Below are 19,313 nucleotides of genomic sequence, written 5' to 3'. Positions count from 1 at the left end.
CCAGTGCTCTGCCTGGGACCACTCGGACCCACCGAAGTGGTATTCGTCGTTCACTAGTCGTACCTCCCCTCGACTGTCCACTCAGGACGACAACCGTGCTGCCACGACAGCAGTAGCGCGACGGCCGGATCCGCTGCGGCTTCGCCCTCGAGCAGCACCTGCAGCCGGGCCTGTGTGCCCGCACCGTGCGGCACCCACCAACGCGTCAGCTCTGGCCACGGGCCCGCCCAATCGATAACCCTGCGGGGGCTTCCATCCTCGACAGCGACCTTCCACGGTGGCGCCGTGAGCTGGCAGCGCTCTGTGCCGCTCACTGCCTCCCCACTGGAATCGGTCACCGTGGCAGGGACCGGGCTCTCGAAGACAGTCGCCGGTGACGGTGCGGGCAACCGGCCGGGCCACGGGGCATCGTGGCCGTCGGTGGGGGCACGTCGGTCGCCCCACGGAACCAGCCGTACGCGCTCAACAGGTCCCCGTCCACCGTCGAACACCGCTGTGAAGACCCCGCTCGGCCCCAGCAGTCCTTGCACATGGACTAGCGCCCTGGCGGCGCGTTCCGCCTCCGGCGTGTGTTCCCCGCCGCTGTCGCTTCCCTGCCACAGCCCCAGTTGCAGTGACTTTCCCTCGACAGTCTCCTCGGGTGTCAGACGCAGCACGGAAACTCCCGCTGTGGGGCGCTCTCCCGCCGCGGCACGAAGCCAGCCTTCGAACTGCCAGCGCACTCGGTCAGCGATGCCTTCCGGGGTGAGGGGTTCCGCGCAACGCCACACCCTGTGCAGTTCCTCGCCTCGCTCGGTGAGGGCGTAGATGCCGAGTCTGGTACAGGCGAGACCCCTGGCGGCCAGCCCCGCGTGGAACTTGGTGGACAGTGTCTTCGCCATGAAGGCAGCGGTGTCCACCCGGTCCAAAGCAGGCTCGAATTCGCGGGTAACGGCCAGTTCGGGAGGTGGTTTACGTCGATTCGGCGGTCGCTCATCCCCGCCACTTGCGAGCCGATGGCCCAGCAATCCCACGCTCCCGAAACGGGAAACCACATCGCGCTGGGGTAGTGCCGCGAACGACCCGAGCGTGCCAAGGCCGAGACGACGCAACAGGTCCACGAGTTCGGTTCTGTTCGAGTCCGGCTGGTCCAGTTCGGTGATGCTCAGCGGGTCGAGGAACTCCGCGTTCCTTCCTCGGGCAACGATTGCCGACCGGTGCGCGGCCAACGTCGCGGCGAACAGCCCGTCGGCGATACCGATCTGGCATTCCACGCCCGCACTGCCGGACACGTGATCGACCAGCAGTTCGGCGAAGCTTCGCTCCCCTCCGAAATAGCCCGCCGCTCCGCTGACCGGCACTGCCACCAAACCCGGTCGCACGACGTCGACGCCGACGACCAGTTCCTCCACCGCCGCCGCGACCGGTTCGAAAAATCGCGCGTCCCGATCGGGATCATCGACGAACACCTCGATCTCGGGGCAGCGCGACTGTGCTTCCCTTCGCCGCATACCCCTTCGGACACCGACCGACCTCGCCGTAGCCGAACACGCCACCACCTGGTTGGCGAGGAATACAGCGCCGGGCAGGTGTGCGGGCAGGCCTGCCGCCGCTGCGGCCGCCACCACCGGCCAGTCCGGGCACCACAGGACCAGCATGCGGTTCACCGGAAAAGTCCGCTTCGCCTCGTCCAGGGGCAGCACCGCTCCTCGCGACTTCGCCGCATCGTTGCTGAGCCTGCGCGGCCGTGTGTTCATCCGGCCTTCACCACCCCGGCAGGCGCAACCCCTTCCGTGCGGTCTACCCGACGCACCACACCTCCTGCCCCAGGTAGCAGCAAGGCTGCCCGGGAGGGCCGGGCAACGGCTCCCCTGCCGACCACATCCACCAGCACTTCACGCTCTCGCAGGAAGCCATTGCCGCGGTCGAGTCCGGTCCACCGTGAGGGCAGGCACCGCAACTCCACCTCGGCACCGGGCCAGGGCCCGAAGGAAAGCAACACCGCGCCCCGATGTCTGGCACGAGCGGAAAGTCTTCTGGCGTCCCTGGCCTGTTCCGGAGAGGCGGTCGCGACCAGATCAAGTCCATCGAGCAACGCGGCAATCACGGGCGCGAAGTCCGCACCCGGCCTCGGCACCAGCGCTAGTCTGCTCACCTCGACACCGAGCTCGCTCGCTGCAACCAGCCCGAGTCGAGGAAGACCTACCACCGCTGCCCAATGACCGTTCGTCGTGGCCTCGGCCAGTAAGGCCAGCAGCAAAGAAATGGACCCCCGCACCGCGACCGTGCTGCCTCGACGCAACCCGCGGCGAGGCAACAAGTCCGCGAGAGCGGGTAGCACCGGCAGCACCTGTCCGGTGACTTGCGCGCCATCGGCGGCACTCGCCACCACGCTCGCAGTGCTCACACCGGGTAGTGCGGCCAATCGCGCCACAGTGTTCCGCGACTCCGTTCGCGGTTCGGTCGTCGACTCACCCACTGCCGCGGAGGAGACCTCTGCGAGACCCGGCCCTGACATCAACTACCTCCCCTCACAGACAACCGGAGTACGCTCACGCCAAGAGCGCAAACGCTGCCGAAGACACCGCGGGGAAGACGGCGAACTCGAACACCTGTTCGATGTACCCAGTGAACACCGGGGCCGTGCCCGTGTCAAGAACCCGCCAGGGTGTCGGCGGTGTCGGCCGTGCGCTGTTCGAAGCACCCGGCAAACCGACGCCCGCGGCTCGGGCTCACCTGCAGGGGAAGCAGGTGAGCCCGAAACCGCGGGGGAGCAACCGCCGTGATCAGCGCAGCTTGCCGAAGAAGGTCCGCAGGTCCTCCACGTACACCTCGGGCGCCTGGTGCGCGGTGTAGTGACCACCGCGTTCCAACTCGGTCCAGTGCACAAGGTTGGCGTGGTCCCGCTCCGCGAATCGGCGGATCGTCTGGAAGTCGTTGGGAGCCATCGCCAGACCGATCGGTACGGTCGTGGGCTCGTCTGCCCGTTCCACGCGTTCGTTCTCGTAGTAGAACCTCGCGGCCGACGCCGCCGTACCTGTCAGCCAGTACAGGCTGACGTTGTCCAGCACGAAGTCGTCGTCCACCGCATCGCCGAACAGTTGCCCGTTCCAGGCGAGCTGACCGACCGGGGAGTCCTGCAATGCGAACGCAAGCGTTTGCGGCTGCTGTGCCTGAAGTGTGTTGAAGGCACCCATCTTCTCCCAGAACCACTGCAGATGAGCCATCGCCGCCGCTTCCTGCTCCGTCAGATCCGCCAACTCCGCCGGGTCGCCCGTGGGGAAGGAGAAGATCTGCGTCACGTGCACACCGACGACGTGCTCGGGATCGATCCTGCCGACCTCGGGCGAAATCATCGAGCCGCCGTCGTTACCCACGGCCCCGTAGCGTTCGTAGCCGAGCCTGCTCATCAGCTCCGCCCAGGCGGCGGCCACCCGCCGGATGTTCCAGCCGGTCTGGGCGGTGGGCCCGGAGAAGGTGAAACCAGGTATGGACGGAACCACGACGTGGAAGGCGCTCGCCGGGTCCCCGCCGTGGGCGCGCGGGTCCGTCAGCGGAGCGAGCACATCGAGAAACTCCACGAAGCTTCCTGGCCAGCCATGGGTGAGGATCAGCGGCAAGGCGTCGGGCTCGGGTGAACGCAGGTGCAGGAAGTGGACGTTCTGCCCGTCGATCTCCGTGGTGAACTGCGGGTACGCGTTGACTCTTCGCTCGAAGGCCCGCCAGTCGTAGCCGTCGACCCATCGCTCGGCGAGCCTGCGCACGTAGTCCTTGGTCACGCCGTAGTCGGAACCCACACCTGGCAACTCGTCGGGGAAGCGGGTGCGGCGAATCCGATCGGCCAGGTCGTCGAGTTCGGCCTGCGGAACGTCGATGCGGAAGGGACGAATCTCGCTGCTGTTTGTCATACCGACGACACTATGAGGCCAATAGGCAAGCTTCCTTCCTAATGCGCGGCACAATCGAAAACATGTTGGAAACCTCGGCACGACTTCTCCGGTTGCTGTCACTACTACAGACACCGCGCGAATGGCGCGGCTCCGAACTCGCCGACCGGCTGTCGGTATCGACACGCACGGTGCGAAACGACATCGAACGGCTGCGTACGCTCGGCTACCCCGTCCACGGAAGCCGGGGTGCCACGGGTGGATACCGGCTCGAGGCCGGCGCGACGCTGCCACCGCTGCTCCTCGACGACGAGGAGGCACTGGCAGTGGCCGTCGGCCTACGTACCGCCTCGGTCGGCACCATCGGCGGCATCGAGGAATCGTCACTGCGCGCACTCGCCAAGCTCGAACGGGTACTGCCGTCGCGGCTGCGGCATCGGCTCAACGCGCTACAGACCTACACGGTGCCGGTACCGAGGGACGGTGCAAGGCCGACCGTCGACCCCAGCGTGTTGACCGCGCTTGTGACGGCCGCCCGTGACCAGGAACGTCTCCGGTTCGACTACGACAACCACGGCGGCCGGACATCGGTGCGGACGGTGGAGCCGCACCGCCTGGTCAACTGGGGTCACCGCTGGTACCTGCTCGCCTGGGACGTGGAAAGGGCGGACTGGCGAACCTTCCGGGCCGACCGAATCCGACCGCGTATCCCCACCGGCCCGAAGTTCGCCCCACGCGAACTCCCCGATGGCGACGCCGCTGCCTTCGTCTCCAGAGGCGTTTCGGCCGCCGCCTGGCGCTACCGGGCACGAGTGCTGGTGCACGCACCTGCCGAAGTGATCGCCGAACGCATCTCACCTGCCGTGGGCGTGGTCGAGGCGGTGGACGAGCGGACCTGCGTGCTCGACACCGGAGCCGACTCGATCTCGACGTTGGGCGTCCATCTCGGACTGCTCGACACCGACTTCGAGGTCACCGAGCCACCGGAACTGGTCGACCACCTGCGAGAACTGGCCGGACGCTACGCAAGGGCCACACCCGACCACAACAACGTTCAGCGGGCAGAACGCGGTACTTGCACACGCTAAGTACAGCGGTTTGCCCGCTGAACGTCGTGCGGGGTCAGTGGGCGAAGTGGCGGGTGCCCGTCAGGTACAGGGTCGCGCCGACCGCCTCGGCAGCCGCGATCACCTCGGCATCGCGAACCGACCCACCCGGTTGCACCACGGCACGCACACCCGCGTCCAACAGCACCTGGAGACCGTCGGGGAACGGGAAGAAGGCATCGGAGGCCGCCACCGACCCCTTCGCACGATCACCCGCGCGCTGGACGGCGAGCCGGGCGGAATCGACCCTGTTGACCTGCCCCATCCCGACACCGACGGTGGCACCAGCATTCGCCAGCAGGATCGCGTTGGACTTCACCGCGCGGATCGCCCGCCAGGCGAACACCAGGTCAGCGAGGGTGTCCTCATCGGCTGCCTCTCCGGAGGCCAGCGTCCAGGTAGCGGGATCGTCGCCGGGCGCGTCGACCTTGTCCACCGTCTGCACCAGCATGCCACCGGAGATGGGGCGCAACTCCAGCGAGCTTCCATCCTGCTCGCCGAGGCGCAGCAGCCGCACGTTCTTCTTGCGCGTCAGTACCTCGAGTGCGTCGGGGTCGAACTCCGGCGCCAGCACCACCTCGGTGAACACGTCAGCGATCTGTTCGGCAGCCTCGAGGCTCACCGGCCGGTTCGTCGCGATCACCCCGCCGTAGGCGGACACCGGGTCGCAGGCATGCGCCTTGCGATGCGCCTCCGCGACATCCACGCCGACCGCGATACCGCACGGGTTGGCATGCTTGATGATGGCCACGGCAGGTTCGGTGAAGTCGTACGCCGCTCGCCTGGCCGCGTCGGTATCGACGTAGTTGTTGTAGGACATCGCTTTGCCGTGCAGCTGCTCGGCGTGGGCCAAGCCGCCTTCCTCGGTCCGGTAGACAGCGCCTCGTTGGTGCGGGTTCTCGCCGTAACGCAGCACTTCACCGCGCTGCCAGGTGCCACCCAGGAAGTCAGGAAACCCGCTGTCGTCCGCTGGGGCGTAGCTCTGCGCGAACCAGGACGCGACCGCCGTGTCGTAGGCTGCGGTATGGGCGTAGGCCTCAGCCGCGAGGCGCCTACGATCGGGCTCGGTAAAGCCACCGGTTCGAACCCGCTCCAGCACCCAGTCGTAACGCGCGGGATCTACCACAACGGCCACGCAACTGTGGTTCTTGGCGGCCGCACGCACCATGGCCGGACCACCGATGTCGATGTTCTCCACGCACTCGGCGGGGCTCGCCCCCGAAGCGACCGTCCTGGCGAACGGGTACAGGTTCACCACGAGCAGGTCGAACGGCGCGATGTCAAGGGTGCGCAACTGCTCGACATGGTCGGGCCTGGTGGTGTCGGCCAGCAGACCAGCGTGCACTCGCGGATGCAGCGTTTTGACTCGGCCGTCGAAGGACTCGGGAAAGCCCGTGAGTTCCTCGACCTTTGTCACCGGCACGCCCGCATCAGCGATGACGGTTGCGGTGCCTCCGGTCGAAACGATCTCCACACCCGCTGCGTGCAGGCCCGTCGCCAGTTCGAGCAGGCCCGACTTGTCCGAGACACCGATCAACGCCCGCCGCACCGGCCGCTGCCCCACGCCAGAGGACTGCTCGCTCACGACAACCTCACCTTCCGTCCGTCGACCGTGCATCCGACACGGCCGAGCTTCGCGATCACGTCCACGAGCAGCCTGCGCTCCACAACTTTGATCCGCTCGTGCAAGCTCGCTTCGTCGTCGTCGGGCTCCACGGCGACCGCCTCCTGCGCGATGATCGGCCCCGTGTCCACACCCGCGTCGACGAAGTGGACGGTGCAGCCGGTGACCTTCACTCCCAGTTCGAGCGCGTCACCGACAGCGTGCATACCGGGGAACGCTGGTAGCAGCGCGGGATGCGTGTTGATCACCCGGCTCGGGAACCGGGCGAGAAACAGCGGCCCCAGTATCTTCAGAAACCCAGCCGACACGACCAGGTCAGGATTGTAGGCGGCGACGGCCTCGGTCAGAGCCTTGTCCCAGGCCACGCGGTCGGGGTGGTCGCTCGTGCGCACCGTGAAGTGCGGCAGCTGAGCACGTTCCGCTCGGGCCAGCGCCTCGATGCCCTGCCGATCCGTACCCACCGCGACGACTCGGGCGGGAAACGACGGCTCGGCTGCCGCGTCGACAACAGCCTGTAGCAACGTGCCGGAACCCGACGCGAGCACCACCAGCCTCGCCGGGGCGGGTAGCTCCAACCTGCTGGGCAGAACGGTCTCCTTGCCGGGGCAGTGCGCAAGCGGCACACGTCGCGTGACCTCGTGACACCAGCCTAAACGCCAGCGATTTGATCTTGATGAGTGGTGTCACGCCCGCTTGGCGTCACCGTCGTCGGCAGCGCGATCCTCGTTCGATCCCGCGCCCTCCCCTGCGACATCGCCGTCACTCGGCTCGTCCTTGTCCTCGTCTTCGTCTCCGTCTTCCTTGTCCTCGTCTCCGACCGCGTCCTCGTTCACTTGCTCGTTCACGTGCTCGTTCTCGTGCTCGTGCCCGGTTGCGCCTTCGTATTGCTCGTCTTCGCCGTCTTGCTCTGCCTTCGCTTCCGCCTGGTCCTCCACCTCGACCTGCCGCTCTTCATCGTCGGCGTCCTCCGACGGCTGCGGCTGCTCGGCGAGATCGCGCGCCGCCACGGTGGTACGGCGGCGAGCACGCGGCCCGCCGAACCATGCCAGCAGGCCCGCGGGCACCGCGATCCAACCGAAGGCGGCGATCGAGAGCAATCCAAGCGGTAACGCGACCGGGTCGAACGATCCCTGCGCCAGTCGACCACCCGCCAGAGCCCCCAACACGACCGACCCGAGCGCGGTGAAGGCGCCCGCCACCACCACCATCCGCAACCTCGCCACCGGACTGGCATCGGCGTGCCGCAGCGACCAGCCCACGAGCACACCCGCAAGGGCAGGCAACAGCAGCAACGCCGGCCACCACACAGCCTGCCGCTGCGGCATGCCCGCCAGCAGCGGTATCGCAGGCACCATGCCGCCGCTGAAAGTGAACGGGCTCACCGACATGGCCCCGATCGAGAACCCGGGACCGGCGGTGAAACCAGCGGCCATCACCACAGCGTTGGGAAGGTAACCCAGGCACAGCAGCAGGACGCCCACTGCGCTACCGACGTTCGGCGCGTTCACCGCGAACAACCTGCTCGCCGTGGACGCCGACAGCACCGTCGCCAGTGTGAACGCAAGCGCGCCGGCGGTGAGCAACGCGGTGAGGCCGAGTAGCCCCGCTCGCAGCCCACGCAGCGCGGTCGGGTCAAGGTAGGTACGCAACGCCGCCGCGATCCCGCAGCGGCGCGACAATCCGACGGCCGCGCAGGACGCCGCGATCAGGGCGGGCATGACAACGGCCGCGACTGGCTGCACCGCGAGACCGCCCGTACCGGTCGCGAGCAGCGCGACCGGGGCCGACGCCAGCAGGTGCGCGCCTGCCATGACACCGACGATCATGGTCGCGCGGGAGGGGCTCGTCACCTCGATCCGCCTGCCCGCGATTCGGGCACTGCGCGCCACGAGCGCCCCGATCACGACGGTCGGCCCGAGCGGAAGGATGCCGAGCGGCTGACCGCCGATCTGTAACGGCACCTGGTAGGCGGCCAGCCAGGCCGGCCCGGAGGCCGCGAGCACCCCGCTCAGGGAGAACCGGGAGCCTTCCGCACCCGCGACAATCAGCACGAGCAGCAGCAGGACCGCGAGGTAGCCGCCGAGCACGGGGCCGAGTGCGGCCGTGAGCAAGGCCCTCGCCCGAAGGCGGCGCGAAAGCACCTCGTCGAGGTTGACGGAGGTAGGCCGGGTAGTGGGCTGCCCCATGAGGCGCACCATCGCATCCGGCCCGCGGCGCCCGGTCAAGGCGCGCCGCCGTACGGCCGCGCGGGCAGACCATTACCCCCCACTCGGGTCAACCGCGCGGCCGTGGGCGTTGTCAGCTACCGGTCTGGTTCCCACCGGGCGGCGTGCCGGGGCCGCCCTGCTGACCGGACTCAGCAGACGGCTGGAAGAACTGACCGTGCTGCGGCGCGTACTGCGTCGGCTGCTGTGTCGGCTGCTGCCCCGGCTGGCCTGGTTGCACCGGCTGGGCGAACTTGGTCGGCTGGGCCATCCCGCCGCTGTCGGGTGGGGGCTGCTGGCCGAACTGCTGCTGGCCGAACCCACCGGGCTGCTGCGCATAGGGACCGTGGCCGTACGGGCCCGCGGCCTGCGGCGGTGACGGCGGCTTCAGTACGCCGGCCTCGAACAGGTAGGCGGCGACAGCCGCGAGCAGTTGCAGGATCCCGAAGATCAGCACGAGCACACCGCCCGCCGCCAAGCTGCCCTCGGACTGGAACACACCGAACAGGAACGGCAGCATCGCGCCGGCAGCGAATGCGGCGGGCCAGGCACCGGGCTTGTCCCCGCCCGGCAACAGGTTGAACGCCGCCGTAGCACCAGAGATCAGTAACAGTGCGGGCACCCACGCCCACGCGCTCTCGTAGAAGCTCGCTCCGGTGCCGATACTGGCGAATCCCAGGAACAAGTTCAGCGCACCGAGGCCGGCGGTCACCAGGAAAAGCAGCTGAGGCAATGCGATCTTGGGACCGGCGCCCGAGGGTGCGGGCCCAGGGTGGGGCTGTTGCGGCTGATGCGGACCCTGACCCGGGAATCCACCCGGCGCGCCGCTCGGGAAGCTCATCAGTGTTCTCCTGTCGTGTCCAAACTGAAAACGCGCGGTCAGCCCTGCTCAGACGGCTGTGGCAACGGAAAGGTAACGCATCGTCCGCCCAGGCGCCGCCGGGCCTTAGACGTGACTGCCACGCGGACGGTTTCACCCCATCCCTTTCTACAGTGGTTTCGCCAACAGCGACGGGGCCGGGCACCGTCGTGGTGCCCGGCCCTCGTGTCCGGTTGGTATGCGCCGCCGTGTTCAGAGCGCCTTGTAGAGCTCCCGTGCGTGTTCGGCGGTTTCGGTGGGTGTTTTGCCGACTTTGACTCCTGCGGTTTCGAGGGCTTGTTGTTTGGCGTGGGCGGTGCCTGTGGAGCCGGAGATGATGGCGCCTGCGTGGCCCATGGTTTTGCCTTCGGGGGCGGTGAAGCCTGCGACGTAGCCGATGACGGGTTTGGTGATGTGGTTGCGGATGTAGTCGGCTGCGCGTTCTTCGGCGTCGCCGCCGATTTCGCCGATCATGACGATGAGGTCGGTGTCGGGGTCGTCCTGGAAGGCTTGGAGGGCGTCGATGTGGGTGGTGCCGATGATGGGGTCGCCGCCGATGCCGATGCAGGTGGAGAACCCGATGTCGCGTAGTTCGTACATCATCTGGTAGGTGAGGGTGCCGGATTTGGACACCAGTCCGATACGGCCGGGCCCGGTGATGTCGGCGGGGATGATGCCGGCGTTGGACTGTCCGGGGGAGATGATGCCGGGGCAGTTGGGTCCGATGATGCGGGTTTTGTTGCCGGTGGCGCAGGCGTGGGCCCACATCACGGCGGTGTCGTGCACGGGGATGCCCTCGGTGATGACCACGACCAGGCCGATCCCGGCGTCGATGGCCTCCAGCACGGCGTCCTTGGCGAAACGGGGCGGCACGAACACCACCGACACGTTCGCCCCGGTCTCGGCCATCGCCTGCGCCACGGTGCCGTACACGGTCAACTCGGTGCCGCCGATGCGGACCTGCTGCCCGGCCTTGCGGGCGTTGACCCCGCCCACGATGGCCGACCCCGCCGCCAGCATCTTCGTGGCGTGCTTGGTGCCCTCGGCCCCGGTCAAACCCTGCACGATGATCTTGGAATCGGTGTTCAGGAAAATCGACATCGCTACCCTCACGCCCCTGCCGCGGCCAGCTCCGCGGCCTTGTCGGCCGCGGCATCCATCGTGTCCACCAGCGTCACCAACGGGTGCGCCGCCTGCTCCAGGATGCGGCGCCCCTGCTCGACGTTGTTGCCGTCCAACCGCACCACCAGCGGCTTGGACGCCTCCGCCCCGAGCATGCCCAGCGCCTCCACGATCCCGGTGGCCACCGCATCACACGCGGTGATCCCGCCGAACACGTTGACGAACACACTGTTCACATCCGGGTCGCCCAGGATGACGTCCAACCCGGCCGCCATCACCTCCGCCGAGGCGCCACCCCCGATGTCGAGGAAGTTCGCCGGCGCCACCCCACCGTGGCGCTGCCCGGCGTAGGCCACCACATCCAGCGTGGACATCACCAACCCCGCCCCGTTACCGATGATGCCGACCTGCCCGTCCAGCTTGACATAGTTCAAGTCCTTGGCCTTGGCCTTGGCCTCCAACGGATCCTCGGCCTCGGCATCGACCAACTCGGCATGCCCGGGGTGGCGGAACGCGGCGTTATCGTCCAACGTCACCTTCCCGTCCAACGCGACGATCCCATCGTGCGGGTCCCGCACCAGCGGGTTGACCTCCACCAGCATGGCGTCCTCGGCCACGAACGTCTCCCACAACGCCACCACCACCTCGGCCGCCCGCTCACGCACCGCCTCCGGGAACCCGGCCTCGGCCACGATCTCCCGCGCCGTACCCAGATCCACCCCCACCAACGGATCCACCGCCACCCGCACCAACGCCTCCGGACGCTCCACCGCCAACTGCTCGATCTCCACCCCACCCTCAGCCGACGCCATCGCCAAAAACGTCCGATTCGCCCGATCCACCAAAAACGAAAAGTAATACTCCTCCGCAATCTCCGACGCCTCAGCCACCAACACCCGACGCGTCACATGCCCCCTGATCTCCAACCCCAAAATCGCCCGAGCAACCTCCACCGCCTCACCCGGACCCCCAGCCAACCGCACCCCACCAGCCTTACCCCGACCCCCCGTCTTCACCTGAGCCTTCACCACGACACGACCACCCAACCCCTCAGCAACCCCAAACGCATCCTCCGCCACATCCACCACAGCCCCCGCCAACACCGGAACACCATGCGCAGCAAAAAGATCCCTCGCCTGATACTCATACAAATCCACGACTTCAGCTCCTGACGACACACATGTGCGGTTCACGCATAACCCTGCTGCCGGACGCAGACGACCCTAGCGATCCCGCCGGACGCACAGGCGGCCCTATTCGGTGAACTCCGTCACCGCCAGTGCCACGAGCAGGACCCTGTGGCACAGATCGCGCCACGCTCGAACCACTGGGCGATGTCTGCATCGACTCCAATCCTCGAGAAAGGCAGTTCCGGCAGAGCCGTGACAACAGCTTCGAAGAGCCGCTCCCCCGGCGCCGAGCCGGCAGCCAGAACCAGTGCTTCGGGGGTCTTCCTGATTCGACGACCGCCAGCACCTGCTCCAGAGTGCCCAGCACGCCTGCGTAGACGACCTCCCCACCCGAGTCACGCATGGCGCGCGGCCTGGCTCGCGACTTCGTGCGGTTGGCACAACTCGGCCAGCAAGATCGGGGTCACCGCTGACCTTCAACGTCCGCGCGCCCGCGCGCGCTACGTGCGTCGGCAACCGCGATCCCGGCGGCGATCATCGCAGCAGTGGCCCCCGCCAGGGCCAACCACAGCCCCGGCCCTGCCCCCGCGCCCGCTATATGGCCCTCTCCCAGGGGCAGCGCGGCGGCCCGCAAACCGAGCACCGCGGCCACCCCTACCAGTAGCCCCGCCGCGCGCGCCGACCTGCTGATCGTTGCGAGCGCCAGCACGGCGAGAACGGTGATCGCGCCGGCGAGCAGGCCCCAGGACGGCGTGCCGAAGTCCGACCACAGGCCGGGCTCGACATAATCGGGCGCCACGACGACGGGCATCCCGAACGCCGCGACGGCGAGGATGGCGGCCGCCGCGAGCGGTGTCAGCATGTTCAGACCCGCCCGGGTGATCGCGCCCCCGACCATGGTCGCCTCCGCGTTCTCGCGCTCGACGATTCCGGTGACGGCACTACAGCATGCGGTGACCACGGCGGCGAACATCGCGAGCCACGTCCACAGCACTCCCGGCCCGGCGGACATCGTGCCAGGAACACCGGTCGCGGTGATGGCTGTGTCGAGCACGGCAGTACCCGCGACGAGCACGCCTACCCAGGCCACCGACAGCACGGGGCGCACGGCCGCCGCGACGGCGGGCACGAACATCGTCACACCGAGCACGCCCACCAGCAGCCCGGAGGCCAGCAACAACCAGCGCGCAGGACTTTCCGGTGCCTCGACCGAGCTGCCCGTCGAGATCTGGGCCGTGAACGACCCGATGACGGCGACGACGGCGGTGAGTGTCGCGAGGATGCCGGTGACCAGTTGCAGCCGGAGCTGGCCCGGTACCGAGGCCTGCGGCGCGTGGCCTGGCTGGTCGTGGTCGGTCAACGCAGCGGCCTCAGCGCGACCGCGGGGACGGGTGGCCGCCACGGCGAGTAGGCCGGCCGCGCCAGCGAGCGCGACGACGGGACCGGAGCTGAGGTCCACCGCTTCCAGGCTCGCTCCGCTCACCACATGAGGCGCCGCCAGTGCCGTAACGCCCACGGCAAGGCCCGCGAGTCCTCCCCTGGCGAAGTCCGCCGTCGCCGAGGAGGTGATCAGGAACGCGGCACCGACGGGCAAGGCGCACGCCAACAGCAGGTGCCCGGCCATTGCCGCGGCAGGGCCCTCGAAAGCGTTGCGCCCGAGCAGGTAGACGTCTTCGGAGCCGAACGGTGCCATCAACAGCCCACACGCGGCTACCACCGCGGTGACGACCACGACCAGCAGCCAACGCTGCCGCCAACGCTGCACTCCCTCCTCATCCGAGTCCGCACTCGGTTCCGAGGATGCCGGCGTGCCGACGGCGAGCGTCGGTTTCCCGCCGACGGCGCGCAGCGCCAACAGGCCAGCTACAGCTGCCGCGAGATGCCCGGCGAGCAGTAACCACAGCCCCGCTGCCGGCGCACGCGTGACCAGATCGCCCGGCATGTACAGCTCCGGCCGGGAAGCCATCGACGGATCAGCCACGAACTGCAGGTCGAGCACCAGTCTGCCGGGAGCCAGCGCGGCCGCGCCGACGAGCACGCCCGCGGCAGCCGCGCGCCTGGAGCTCAGCACCAGGGCTATCGCCACAGCAACCGGAAGGAAGGCCAGCACATCCAGAAGTGGCGCGCTGGCGAACGCGGGCTCCGCTCCGGCAACGACGGGAACTGCCGCCCCCGCGGCCAGGAGTGAGGCCGCCAGTCCCGCTACGACCAACGCGGACAACAAGGTGGCCGAGTCAGCGGAACGTTCCTGCGCCGCTGACGACGGCTTCACGCGTGAGACGACCGCATCGCCGGCACTCGACCCGATCACACACCTCCACTTCCGGCGCCCTACCCAAATCAGAGAGAGCCCTCGCCGTCGGTCACAACTCGCGGGCACTGACCGTTCCGACGCTAGCAACGGCGGGCCTCGCGCGCGCCGCAACGCCGAGCACGTCACGGCCGCTCGTTCGGAGGGCACCACACTGGCCTGACTGCCCGACCCCGGTCAGTGGGGAGTTGGCGAGAGGTTGGCGAGGCAACGCTGCAGCCGGAAGCGACCAACGCGCTTCAAACGCCCGGTTGCGCAGATGTAACGCAAGTCACATCAAACTCTCCGTGTCGCTTCTACCTTGAGTCATTCGCCTCTAGTCCGTCCCAAAGGCCTCCCTCGGTCGGCGTAAACCGGATGCGGATCTTGCTAGGGGCGCCGCCATTTCGTTACTGTCCCGCAGTCCCCATTACGGTCAGGTCACGAACGTGGTGGGCGAGCCTCCTCGGAGGCTTGCAGACCATCGAGTGGTGCCCCCGACACCGCTCGCCGGGATCCCCCGCCCGGTGTCTCATGACCTGGCTCCCCGAGTAACGGAAGGCCCCTGTCTTGGCTCGACACCGCTCCCCCGGCGGCCAAGCTACTTCCCCGGCACTCGAAGAGGCACTTGACGGTGCGGTCGTTCGCGTCCGGGGATCGCACAGGCTTCCCGCGCCCTCGTCGGCCCTGCGTGGCCGAGTGGTGGTCGCCGCCGTCGCCGCCGGTGCTTTCGCCGCCGCCGCCGCTGGTCAGACCCTTCAAGCCGCAGGTGAGTCGTCGTCGGACTCCAAGACCGACGTCACCCCGTTGGCCAATTCCCGTGACGCGAAGGCGACACTCGGAACGGGTGGCGGCGCTCCCGCGGGGGCGCCTGTCCTGTTGCAGGTTGCCCGGACCACAGACGGTTCCGCAGAGGCGAAGAAGCTCACCACCAGCGCGAAGGTGACGAAGGAACGCCTTGAGCGGGAGGCCGAAGAGGCCCGCCGCGCCGCAGCGGAGGCCGCTCGGCCCAAGACGGTGCTGCCCGCTCAGGGCATCTTCACCTCGGGATTCGGTGCCCGGTGGGGCACGACTCACTACGGGATCGACATCGCCAACAGCGTGGGCACCCCCATCGTGGCCGCTGCGGACGGGACGATCATCGAGGCCGGACCCGCCAGCGGTTTCGGTCTGTGGGTGCGCATGCAACTCGACGACGGCACCGTTCTGGTCTACGGGCACGTCAACAGCTACTCGGTGTACGTCGGCCAACGAGTCAAAGCGGGCGACTACATCGCCGAAATGGGCAACCGCGGCCAGTCGACCGGCCCCCATCTGCACTTCGAAGTCTGGTCGGCGGCCGGGCAGAAGATGGACCCGCGTGCCTGGCTGGCCGAACGCGGCGTCTACCTGTAGCGACTTGTCACCACCCCTCGCGCGGCGCCGATCGGCGAACACCACTCCATCCGGGTGAACTGTCCCCGACTCGGCGGGCATGCGGACGTCGTCGTGACTCCCGCCCACCACATCGGCCCCCTGAGCCGGTAGCAGCCGCCGTAGCCCTGCGGCGAGCCGTAGCACCGCGCTCATCGCACAGCCCATCGGAACGCCGGTCAGCCATGACGACAACCGAAGAGCCTCGGGCCACGGCGTGCGACCATTTCTCCGCATAGCTCGCTCCTCGATTCGAACTTGTGTTCGACGAAGAGACTAGCGCGGTGGTCCGACAGTTTCGGGCCCGACGCGACGATTCACTCGGAAGGGTCAGCACCCGCCATCTGCTAGCGGCGATTCAGAGCTTCACCATCGGCACACTGCCGATGAGCATGAGCCGTACGGTGCCAGACGCGCCGAAGTCGATCGTCGCCGTGGCTCTTGCGCCCGACCCCTCGGTGGCGACAACCGTTCCCAGCCCGTACTTGTCATGGCTGACCCGGTCACCAACGTCAAGCTTGAGCGCGACAGTGTCCTTCCAGTCGGCCTTCCACCCCTTGAACGAAGTGGTCCGCATACCGCTCGCCGCGATACCGGCCTGTGCGGATCCGTCGCCCGTGCCGATCCGCCTGCCCCACGTCGTGGCCGCACGCGGTGACCCGCCCTGCCCCGCGCCCGACGGTGCTTCCCTGCGCCAGTCGAGGAGTTCGGCGGGGATCTCGTCCAGGAAGCGCGAGGCCGGATTGTTCATCGGCTGGCCCCATGCGGTGCGAACCAGCGCACGCGAGACGTAAAGCCGCTTGCGTGCCCGGGTGATGGCCACGTAGGCGAGCCTGCGTTCCTCGGCCAGCTCCTTCGGCTCACCCAGCGCACGCAGATGTGGGAAGACGCCGTCCTCCCAGCCGGTGCAGAAGACGACCGGGTACTCGAGACCCTTCGCGGTGTGCACGGTCATGAGCGTGACGACCCCGGAATCGTCCTGCTCGCTCTCCCCGTCCGGAGCGGGGATGGAATCGGCGTCGGCGACCAGTGAAACGCGCTCGAGAAAGGCAGGCAGTGATCCCGGCTCCGGCACACCCGCGTCCTCGGCTTCACCCTCGTCCGCGCCGGTGGTGGTCTGCGCGAAGTCGGTGAACTCTCTCGCCACGGTTACCAACTCGTCCAGGTTTTCCAGCCGGGAGGCGTCCTGCGGATCGTCCGACTCCTCGAGTTCGGCGCGGTAGCCGGTCCGTTCCAACACCGCCTCCAGCAGGTCGGCCACCTCCTCGCCGGAGTCCACCAACTCAGCAAGCCCGTCGAGCAACTCGACGAACGCCGCGATCGCCTTCTGCGAGCGGGAGTTCAGCAACGCGATCTTGCCCGCCGCCGCCTCGCGCAACGCCGAGCTGAACGAAACCCGCTCCCGTTCGGCATGGGTGGCCACCACCGCCTCGGCACGGTCACCGATTCCACGCTTGGGCACGTTGAGGATTCGCCGCAAGCTCACCGTGTCGTCCGGGTTGGCCAGCACCCGCAGGTATGCCAGCGCGTCGCGGACCTCACGACGCTCGTAGAAGCGCACGCCACCCACGACCCGGTACGGCAGGCCCAACCGGATGAAGATCTCCTCGAACACTCGCGACTGGTTGTTCGTGCGGTAGAAGACGGCGACATCGGAGTACTTTGCCTCGCCGCGGTCGGCCAAGTCGTCGATCTCACCCGCCACGAACGCGGCCTCGTCGTGCTCGTTGTCCGCGACGTAGCCGACGATCCGTTCGCCGTGCCCTGAGTCGGTCCACAGCCGCTTGTCCCTGCGGTTGGGGTTGCGCGCGATGACCGCGTTGGCCGCCGAAAGGATCGTCTGCGTCGAGCGGTAGTTCTGCTCCAGCAGGATGGTGCGCGCGGCCGGGAAGTCGCGTTCGAACTCCTCGATGTTGCGGATGGTCGCGCCGCGGAACGCGTAGATCGACTGGTCGGCGTCGCCCACGACGCACAGTTCCGCGGGCTCGACACCCGACTCGGTGGGCTTCGTACCGACCAGTTCGCGCACCAGCGTGTACTGCGCGTGGTTGGTGTCCTGGTACTCGTCGACGAGCACGTGCCGGAACCGGCGCCGGTAATGCTCGGCCACGTCGGGAAAGGCCTGCAGCAACTCGACCGTGCGCATGATGAGGTCGTCGAAGTCCATCGCGTTGGCCTGCATGAGCCTGCGCTGGTATTCCCGGTAGGCCTCGGCGGTCCTGCGCTCGAAGTCGCCTGCCGCGCGTTCCGCCGCCGTGTCGGCGTCCACCAGTTCGTTCTTCAGACCGGACACGTGTGCCGCCAACGCCCTGGCGGGGTACCGCTTGGGGTCCAGGTCGAGGTCACGGGCGACGAGCGTCATCAACCGCCTGCTGTCGTCGGCGTCGTACACGGAGAAGCTCGACGTCATCTCCAGTGTCTTGGCCTCGCGTCGAAGCAGGCGCACACACATCGAATGGAACGTCGACACCCACATCGCTCCCGCGCGACGCCCGACCAACTCGCTGACCCGGTCGCGCATCTCCGCGGCCGCCTTGTTGGTGAAGGTGATCGCCATGATCTGGCCGGGATGCGCGCCCCGCTCGGCGAGCAGGTAGGCGATCCGCCTTGTCAGCACACGCGTCTTGCCCGAACCCGCGCCCGCGACGACGAGCAACGGCGATCCGGTGTGCTCCACAGCGGCGCGTTGAGCCGGATTCAGGTCGTCGAGCAGCGCCGCGTGCCTGCTGGGTTCCGGGGGGAGATCGAACAGGGTGCTCATTGTGATTCCACGCTACCTGGGGGGTCCGACGGCGGGTCCATGTGCCATACTCGGCTCGTGCGGTACTACGCGTTTCGATTTTTCTACGGGATCCGGACTCCGGTTCCCGTGATCGCGTAGCGCCGTAAGCAGCCATCACGAAGCCCCGGAGTCCACGGACCCGGGGCTTTCGTCGGCTCGGGCCCGGGGATGCCGGCAAGACCACAGCGACCGGAGGTCCACATGGACGCGCAGACTCACGACAAGGCGGAACCGGCGGCCGGCGACATCGACGCGTTGCGCGAGGAGATCGACTGGCTCGACGCCGAGATCCTGCGCCTGGTGAAGCGCCGAGCCGAGGTTTCCAAGAAGATCGGCGCTGCCCGCATGGCGGCGGGCGGTCCCAGGATCGTCTACAACCGGGAGATCGACGTGCTCGCCCGTTACCGGGAGCTGGGCCCCGAAGGCAGGCAGCTGGCGATGGCCCTGCTCAACCTGGGGCGTGGGCGCCTCGGCCGGTGAGGTCGGGTACGAAATCAGGGGCTTTCCCCGAAGCCGGACCGCACCCGTAACGGGCACACTGGACACATGGACACGATCATCAACCTGATCGCCGTCGTGATCGCCATCGCGGGGGTGCTCGCCGCGCTCGGCCATGCCGGTTACCTGGCCATGCTGAACAGCGCGGCCAACAAGCGACCCGGCGGCGCGCCGATCGCGCAGTACGTGCGGTCCCGGTGGGGCGTCGCTGGGGGCACCACCGCGGCCGCGTTGCTCGCGCTGCTGCTCACCGCGGGTGGCCCCGCCCTCGACATCGTGGCGATCATCCTCGCTGTCGGCGCGGGCACCACCGCGGGCAAGGCACTGCAGTCAACGCAGTCGCGCTACCGCAGCGGTGGGTGACACGCGCAACCTCGTGCGCCCAGTGGAGTGATATCCGCGCGAGCCGGCTTCCTCAC

Annotated in this window: 15 protein-coding genes; 4 read left to right on the top strand and 11 right to left on the bottom strand. The window is 68.2% G+C overall.

What is annotated here, in order from left to right; genetic code table 11:
• Positions 1–53 precede the first annotated feature (53 nt).
• The 3 genes from SACMADRAFT_RS03895 to SACMADRAFT_RS03885 form a co-directional block, all read right to left on the bottom strand.
• Positions 54–1,637: a DNA polymerase Y family protein gene (locus SACMADRAFT_RS03895; RefSeq protein ID WP_040926076.1), complete on the bottom strand. Its 1,584-nt coding sequence runs from the start codon at positions 1,635–1,637 to the stop codon at positions 54–56.
• Positions 1,638–1,732: 95 nt separating this feature from the next.
• Positions 1,733–2,497 (bottom strand): hypothetical protein, encoded by a 765-nt coding sequence (locus SACMADRAFT_RS03890; protein WP_009152477.1) that lies wholly within the window; start codon positions 2,495–2,497, stop codon positions 1,733–1,735.
• A 268-nt stretch (positions 2,498–2,765) separates the two neighbouring features.
• Positions 2,766–3,887 (bottom strand): epoxide hydrolase family protein, encoded by a 1,122-nt coding sequence (locus tag SACMADRAFT_RS03885; protein ID WP_009152476.1) that lies wholly within the window; start codon positions 3,885–3,887, stop codon positions 2,766–2,768.
• 62 nt (positions 3,888–3,949) lie between these two features.
• Between SACMADRAFT_RS03885 and SACMADRAFT_RS03880 the strand changes: the two genes are divergently transcribed.
• Positions 3,950–4,954, top strand: coding sequence for a helix-turn-helix transcriptional regulator (locus SACMADRAFT_RS03880; protein ID WP_050998316.1), 1,005 nt, complete (start codon positions 3,950–3,952; stop codon positions 4,952–4,954).
• A gap of 34 nt (positions 4,955–4,988) precedes the next feature.
• On the opposite strand, the gene purH is transcribed toward SACMADRAFT_RS03880, so the two are convergent.
• The 7 genes from purH to SACMADRAFT_RS03845 all read right to left on the bottom strand — a co-directional run bounded on the left by purH (position 4,989) and on the right by SACMADRAFT_RS03845 (position 14,183).
• Positions 4,989–6,590 carry a bifunctional phosphoribosylaminoimidazolecarboxamide formyltransferase/IMP cyclohydrolase gene (purH, locus tag SACMADRAFT_RS03875; protein ID WP_050998060.1) on the bottom strand — a complete coding sequence of 534 codons (1,602 nt, stop codon included), beginning with the start codon at positions 6,588–6,590 and terminating at the stop codon, positions 4,989–4,991.
• Positions 6,554–7,171, bottom strand: coding sequence for a phosphoribosylglycinamide formyltransferase (purN, locus tag SACMADRAFT_RS03870; protein WP_040926073.1), 618 nt, complete (start codon positions 7,169–7,171; stop codon positions 6,554–6,556). The genes purH and purN overlap by 37 nt, the downstream gene beginning before the upstream one ends.
• A 108-nt stretch (positions 7,172–7,279) precedes the next feature.
• Positions 7,280–8,782: a cell division protein PerM gene (locus tag SACMADRAFT_RS03865; protein ID WP_198285926.1), complete on the bottom strand. Its 1,503-nt coding sequence runs from the start codon at positions 8,780–8,782 to the stop codon at positions 7,280–7,282.
• Positions 8,783–8,894: 112 nt separating this feature from the next.
• On the bottom strand, positions 8,895–9,533 hold the full coding sequence (locus tag SACMADRAFT_RS03860; protein WP_332307191.1) for a DUF5336 domain-containing protein: 639 nt from the start codon (positions 9,531–9,533) through the stop codon (positions 8,895–8,897).
• Between the two features lie 339 nt (positions 9,534–9,872).
• Positions 9,873–10,760: a succinate--CoA ligase subunit alpha gene (gene sucD / locus SACMADRAFT_RS03855; protein ID WP_009152470.1), complete on the bottom strand. Its 888-nt coding sequence runs from the start codon at positions 10,758–10,760 to the stop codon at positions 9,873–9,875.
• Positions 10,761–10,768: 8 nt separating this feature from the next.
• Complete coding sequence (gene sucC, locus SACMADRAFT_RS03850; RefSeq protein WP_009152469.1) at positions 10,769–11,938, bottom strand: ADP-forming succinate--CoA ligase subunit beta; 1,170 nt, start codon at positions 11,936–11,938, stop codon at positions 10,769–10,771.
• Positions 11,939–12,374: 436 nt separating this feature from the next.
• On the bottom strand, positions 12,375–14,183 hold the full coding sequence (locus SACMADRAFT_RS03845; protein WP_050998059.1) for a hypothetical protein: 1,809 nt from the start codon (positions 14,181–14,183) through the stop codon (positions 12,375–12,377).
• Positions 14,184–14,903: 720 nt separating this feature from the next.
• On the opposite strand from SACMADRAFT_RS03845, the gene SACMADRAFT_RS03840 reads away from it, so the two are divergent.
• The gene (locus tag SACMADRAFT_RS03840) at positions 14,904–15,596 is read left to right on the top strand and encodes a M23 family metallopeptidase (RefSeq protein WP_040926071.1); all 693 of its coding nucleotides are present in this window, start codon (positions 14,904–14,906) and stop codon (positions 15,594–15,596) included.
• Positions 15,597–15,972: 376 nt separating this feature from the next.
• Here SACMADRAFT_RS03840 and pcrA read toward each other — a convergent pair whose 3' ends face one another.
• Positions 15,973–18,375, bottom strand: a complete 2,403-nt coding sequence (gene pcrA, locus SACMADRAFT_RS03835) for a DNA helicase PcrA (protein ID WP_009152466.1) — start codon at positions 18,373–18,375, stop codon at positions 15,973–15,975.
• A gap of 222 nt (positions 18,376–18,597) precedes the next feature.
• On the opposite strand from pcrA, the gene SACMADRAFT_RS03830 reads away from it, so the two are divergent.
• Positions 18,598–18,876, top strand: coding sequence for a chorismate mutase (locus tag SACMADRAFT_RS03830; protein ID WP_009152465.1), 279 nt, complete (start codon positions 18,598–18,600; stop codon positions 18,874–18,876).
• Between the two features lie 66 nt (positions 18,877–18,942).
• A complete protein-coding gene (locus SACMADRAFT_RS03825; protein WP_009152464.1) occupies positions 18,943–19,257 on the top strand; it encodes a hypothetical protein in 315 nt (104 codons plus the stop codon).
• The last annotated feature ends 56 nt before the right edge of the window (positions 19,258–19,313 follow it).

This window comes from Saccharomonospora marina XMU15 (assembly GCF_000244955.1).
GTDB classification, from domain to species: Bacteria; Actinomycetota; Actinomycetes; order Mycobacteriales; family Pseudonocardiaceae; genus Saccharomonospora_A; species Saccharomonospora_A marina.
The sequence above is the reverse complement of the archived record's forward strand: the minus strand, read 5'-3'. Positions and strand labels throughout refer to the sequence as shown.

Bases quoted from the DNA above. Each gene is read 5' to 3' on its own strand.
- SACMADRAFT_RS03895 (WP_040926076.1), bottom strand. From the start codon at position 1,637: ATGCTGGTCCTGTGGTGCCCGGACTGGCCGGTGGTGGCGGCCGCAGCG.
- SACMADRAFT_RS03830 (WP_009152465.1), top strand. From the start codon at position 18,598: ATGGACGCGCAGACTCACGACAAGGCGGAACCGGCGGCCGGCGACATC.
- sucD (WP_009152470.1), bottom strand. From the start codon at position 10,760: ATGTCGATTTTCCTGAACACCGATTCCAAGATCATCGTGCAGGGTTTG.
- pcrA (WP_009152466.1), bottom strand. From the start codon at position 18,375: ATGAGCACCCTGTTCGATCTCCCCCCGGAACCCAGCAGGCACGCGGCG.
- SACMADRAFT_RS03885 (WP_009152476.1), bottom strand. From the start codon at position 3,887: ATGACAAACAGCAGCGAGATTCGTCCCTTCCGCATCGACGTTCCGCAG.
- SACMADRAFT_RS03825 (WP_009152464.1), top strand. From the start codon at position 18,943: ATGGACACGATCATCAACCTGATCGCCGTCGTGATCGCCATCGCGGGG.
- SACMADRAFT_RS03865 (WP_198285926.1), bottom strand. From the start codon at position 8,782: ATGGGGCAGCCCACTACCCGGCCTACCTCCGTCAACCTCGACGAGGTG.
- SACMADRAFT_RS03890 (WP_009152477.1), bottom strand. From the start codon at position 2,497: ATGTCAGGGCCGGGTCTCGCAGAGGTCTCCTCCGCGGCAGTGGGTGAG.
- purH (WP_050998060.1), bottom strand. From the start codon at position 6,590: ATGCACGGTCGACGGACGGAAGGTGAGGTTGTCGTGAGCGAGCAGTCC.
- SACMADRAFT_RS03880 (WP_050998316.1), top strand. From the start codon at position 3,950: ATGTTGGAAACCTCGGCACGACTTCTCCGGTTGCTGTCACTACTACAG.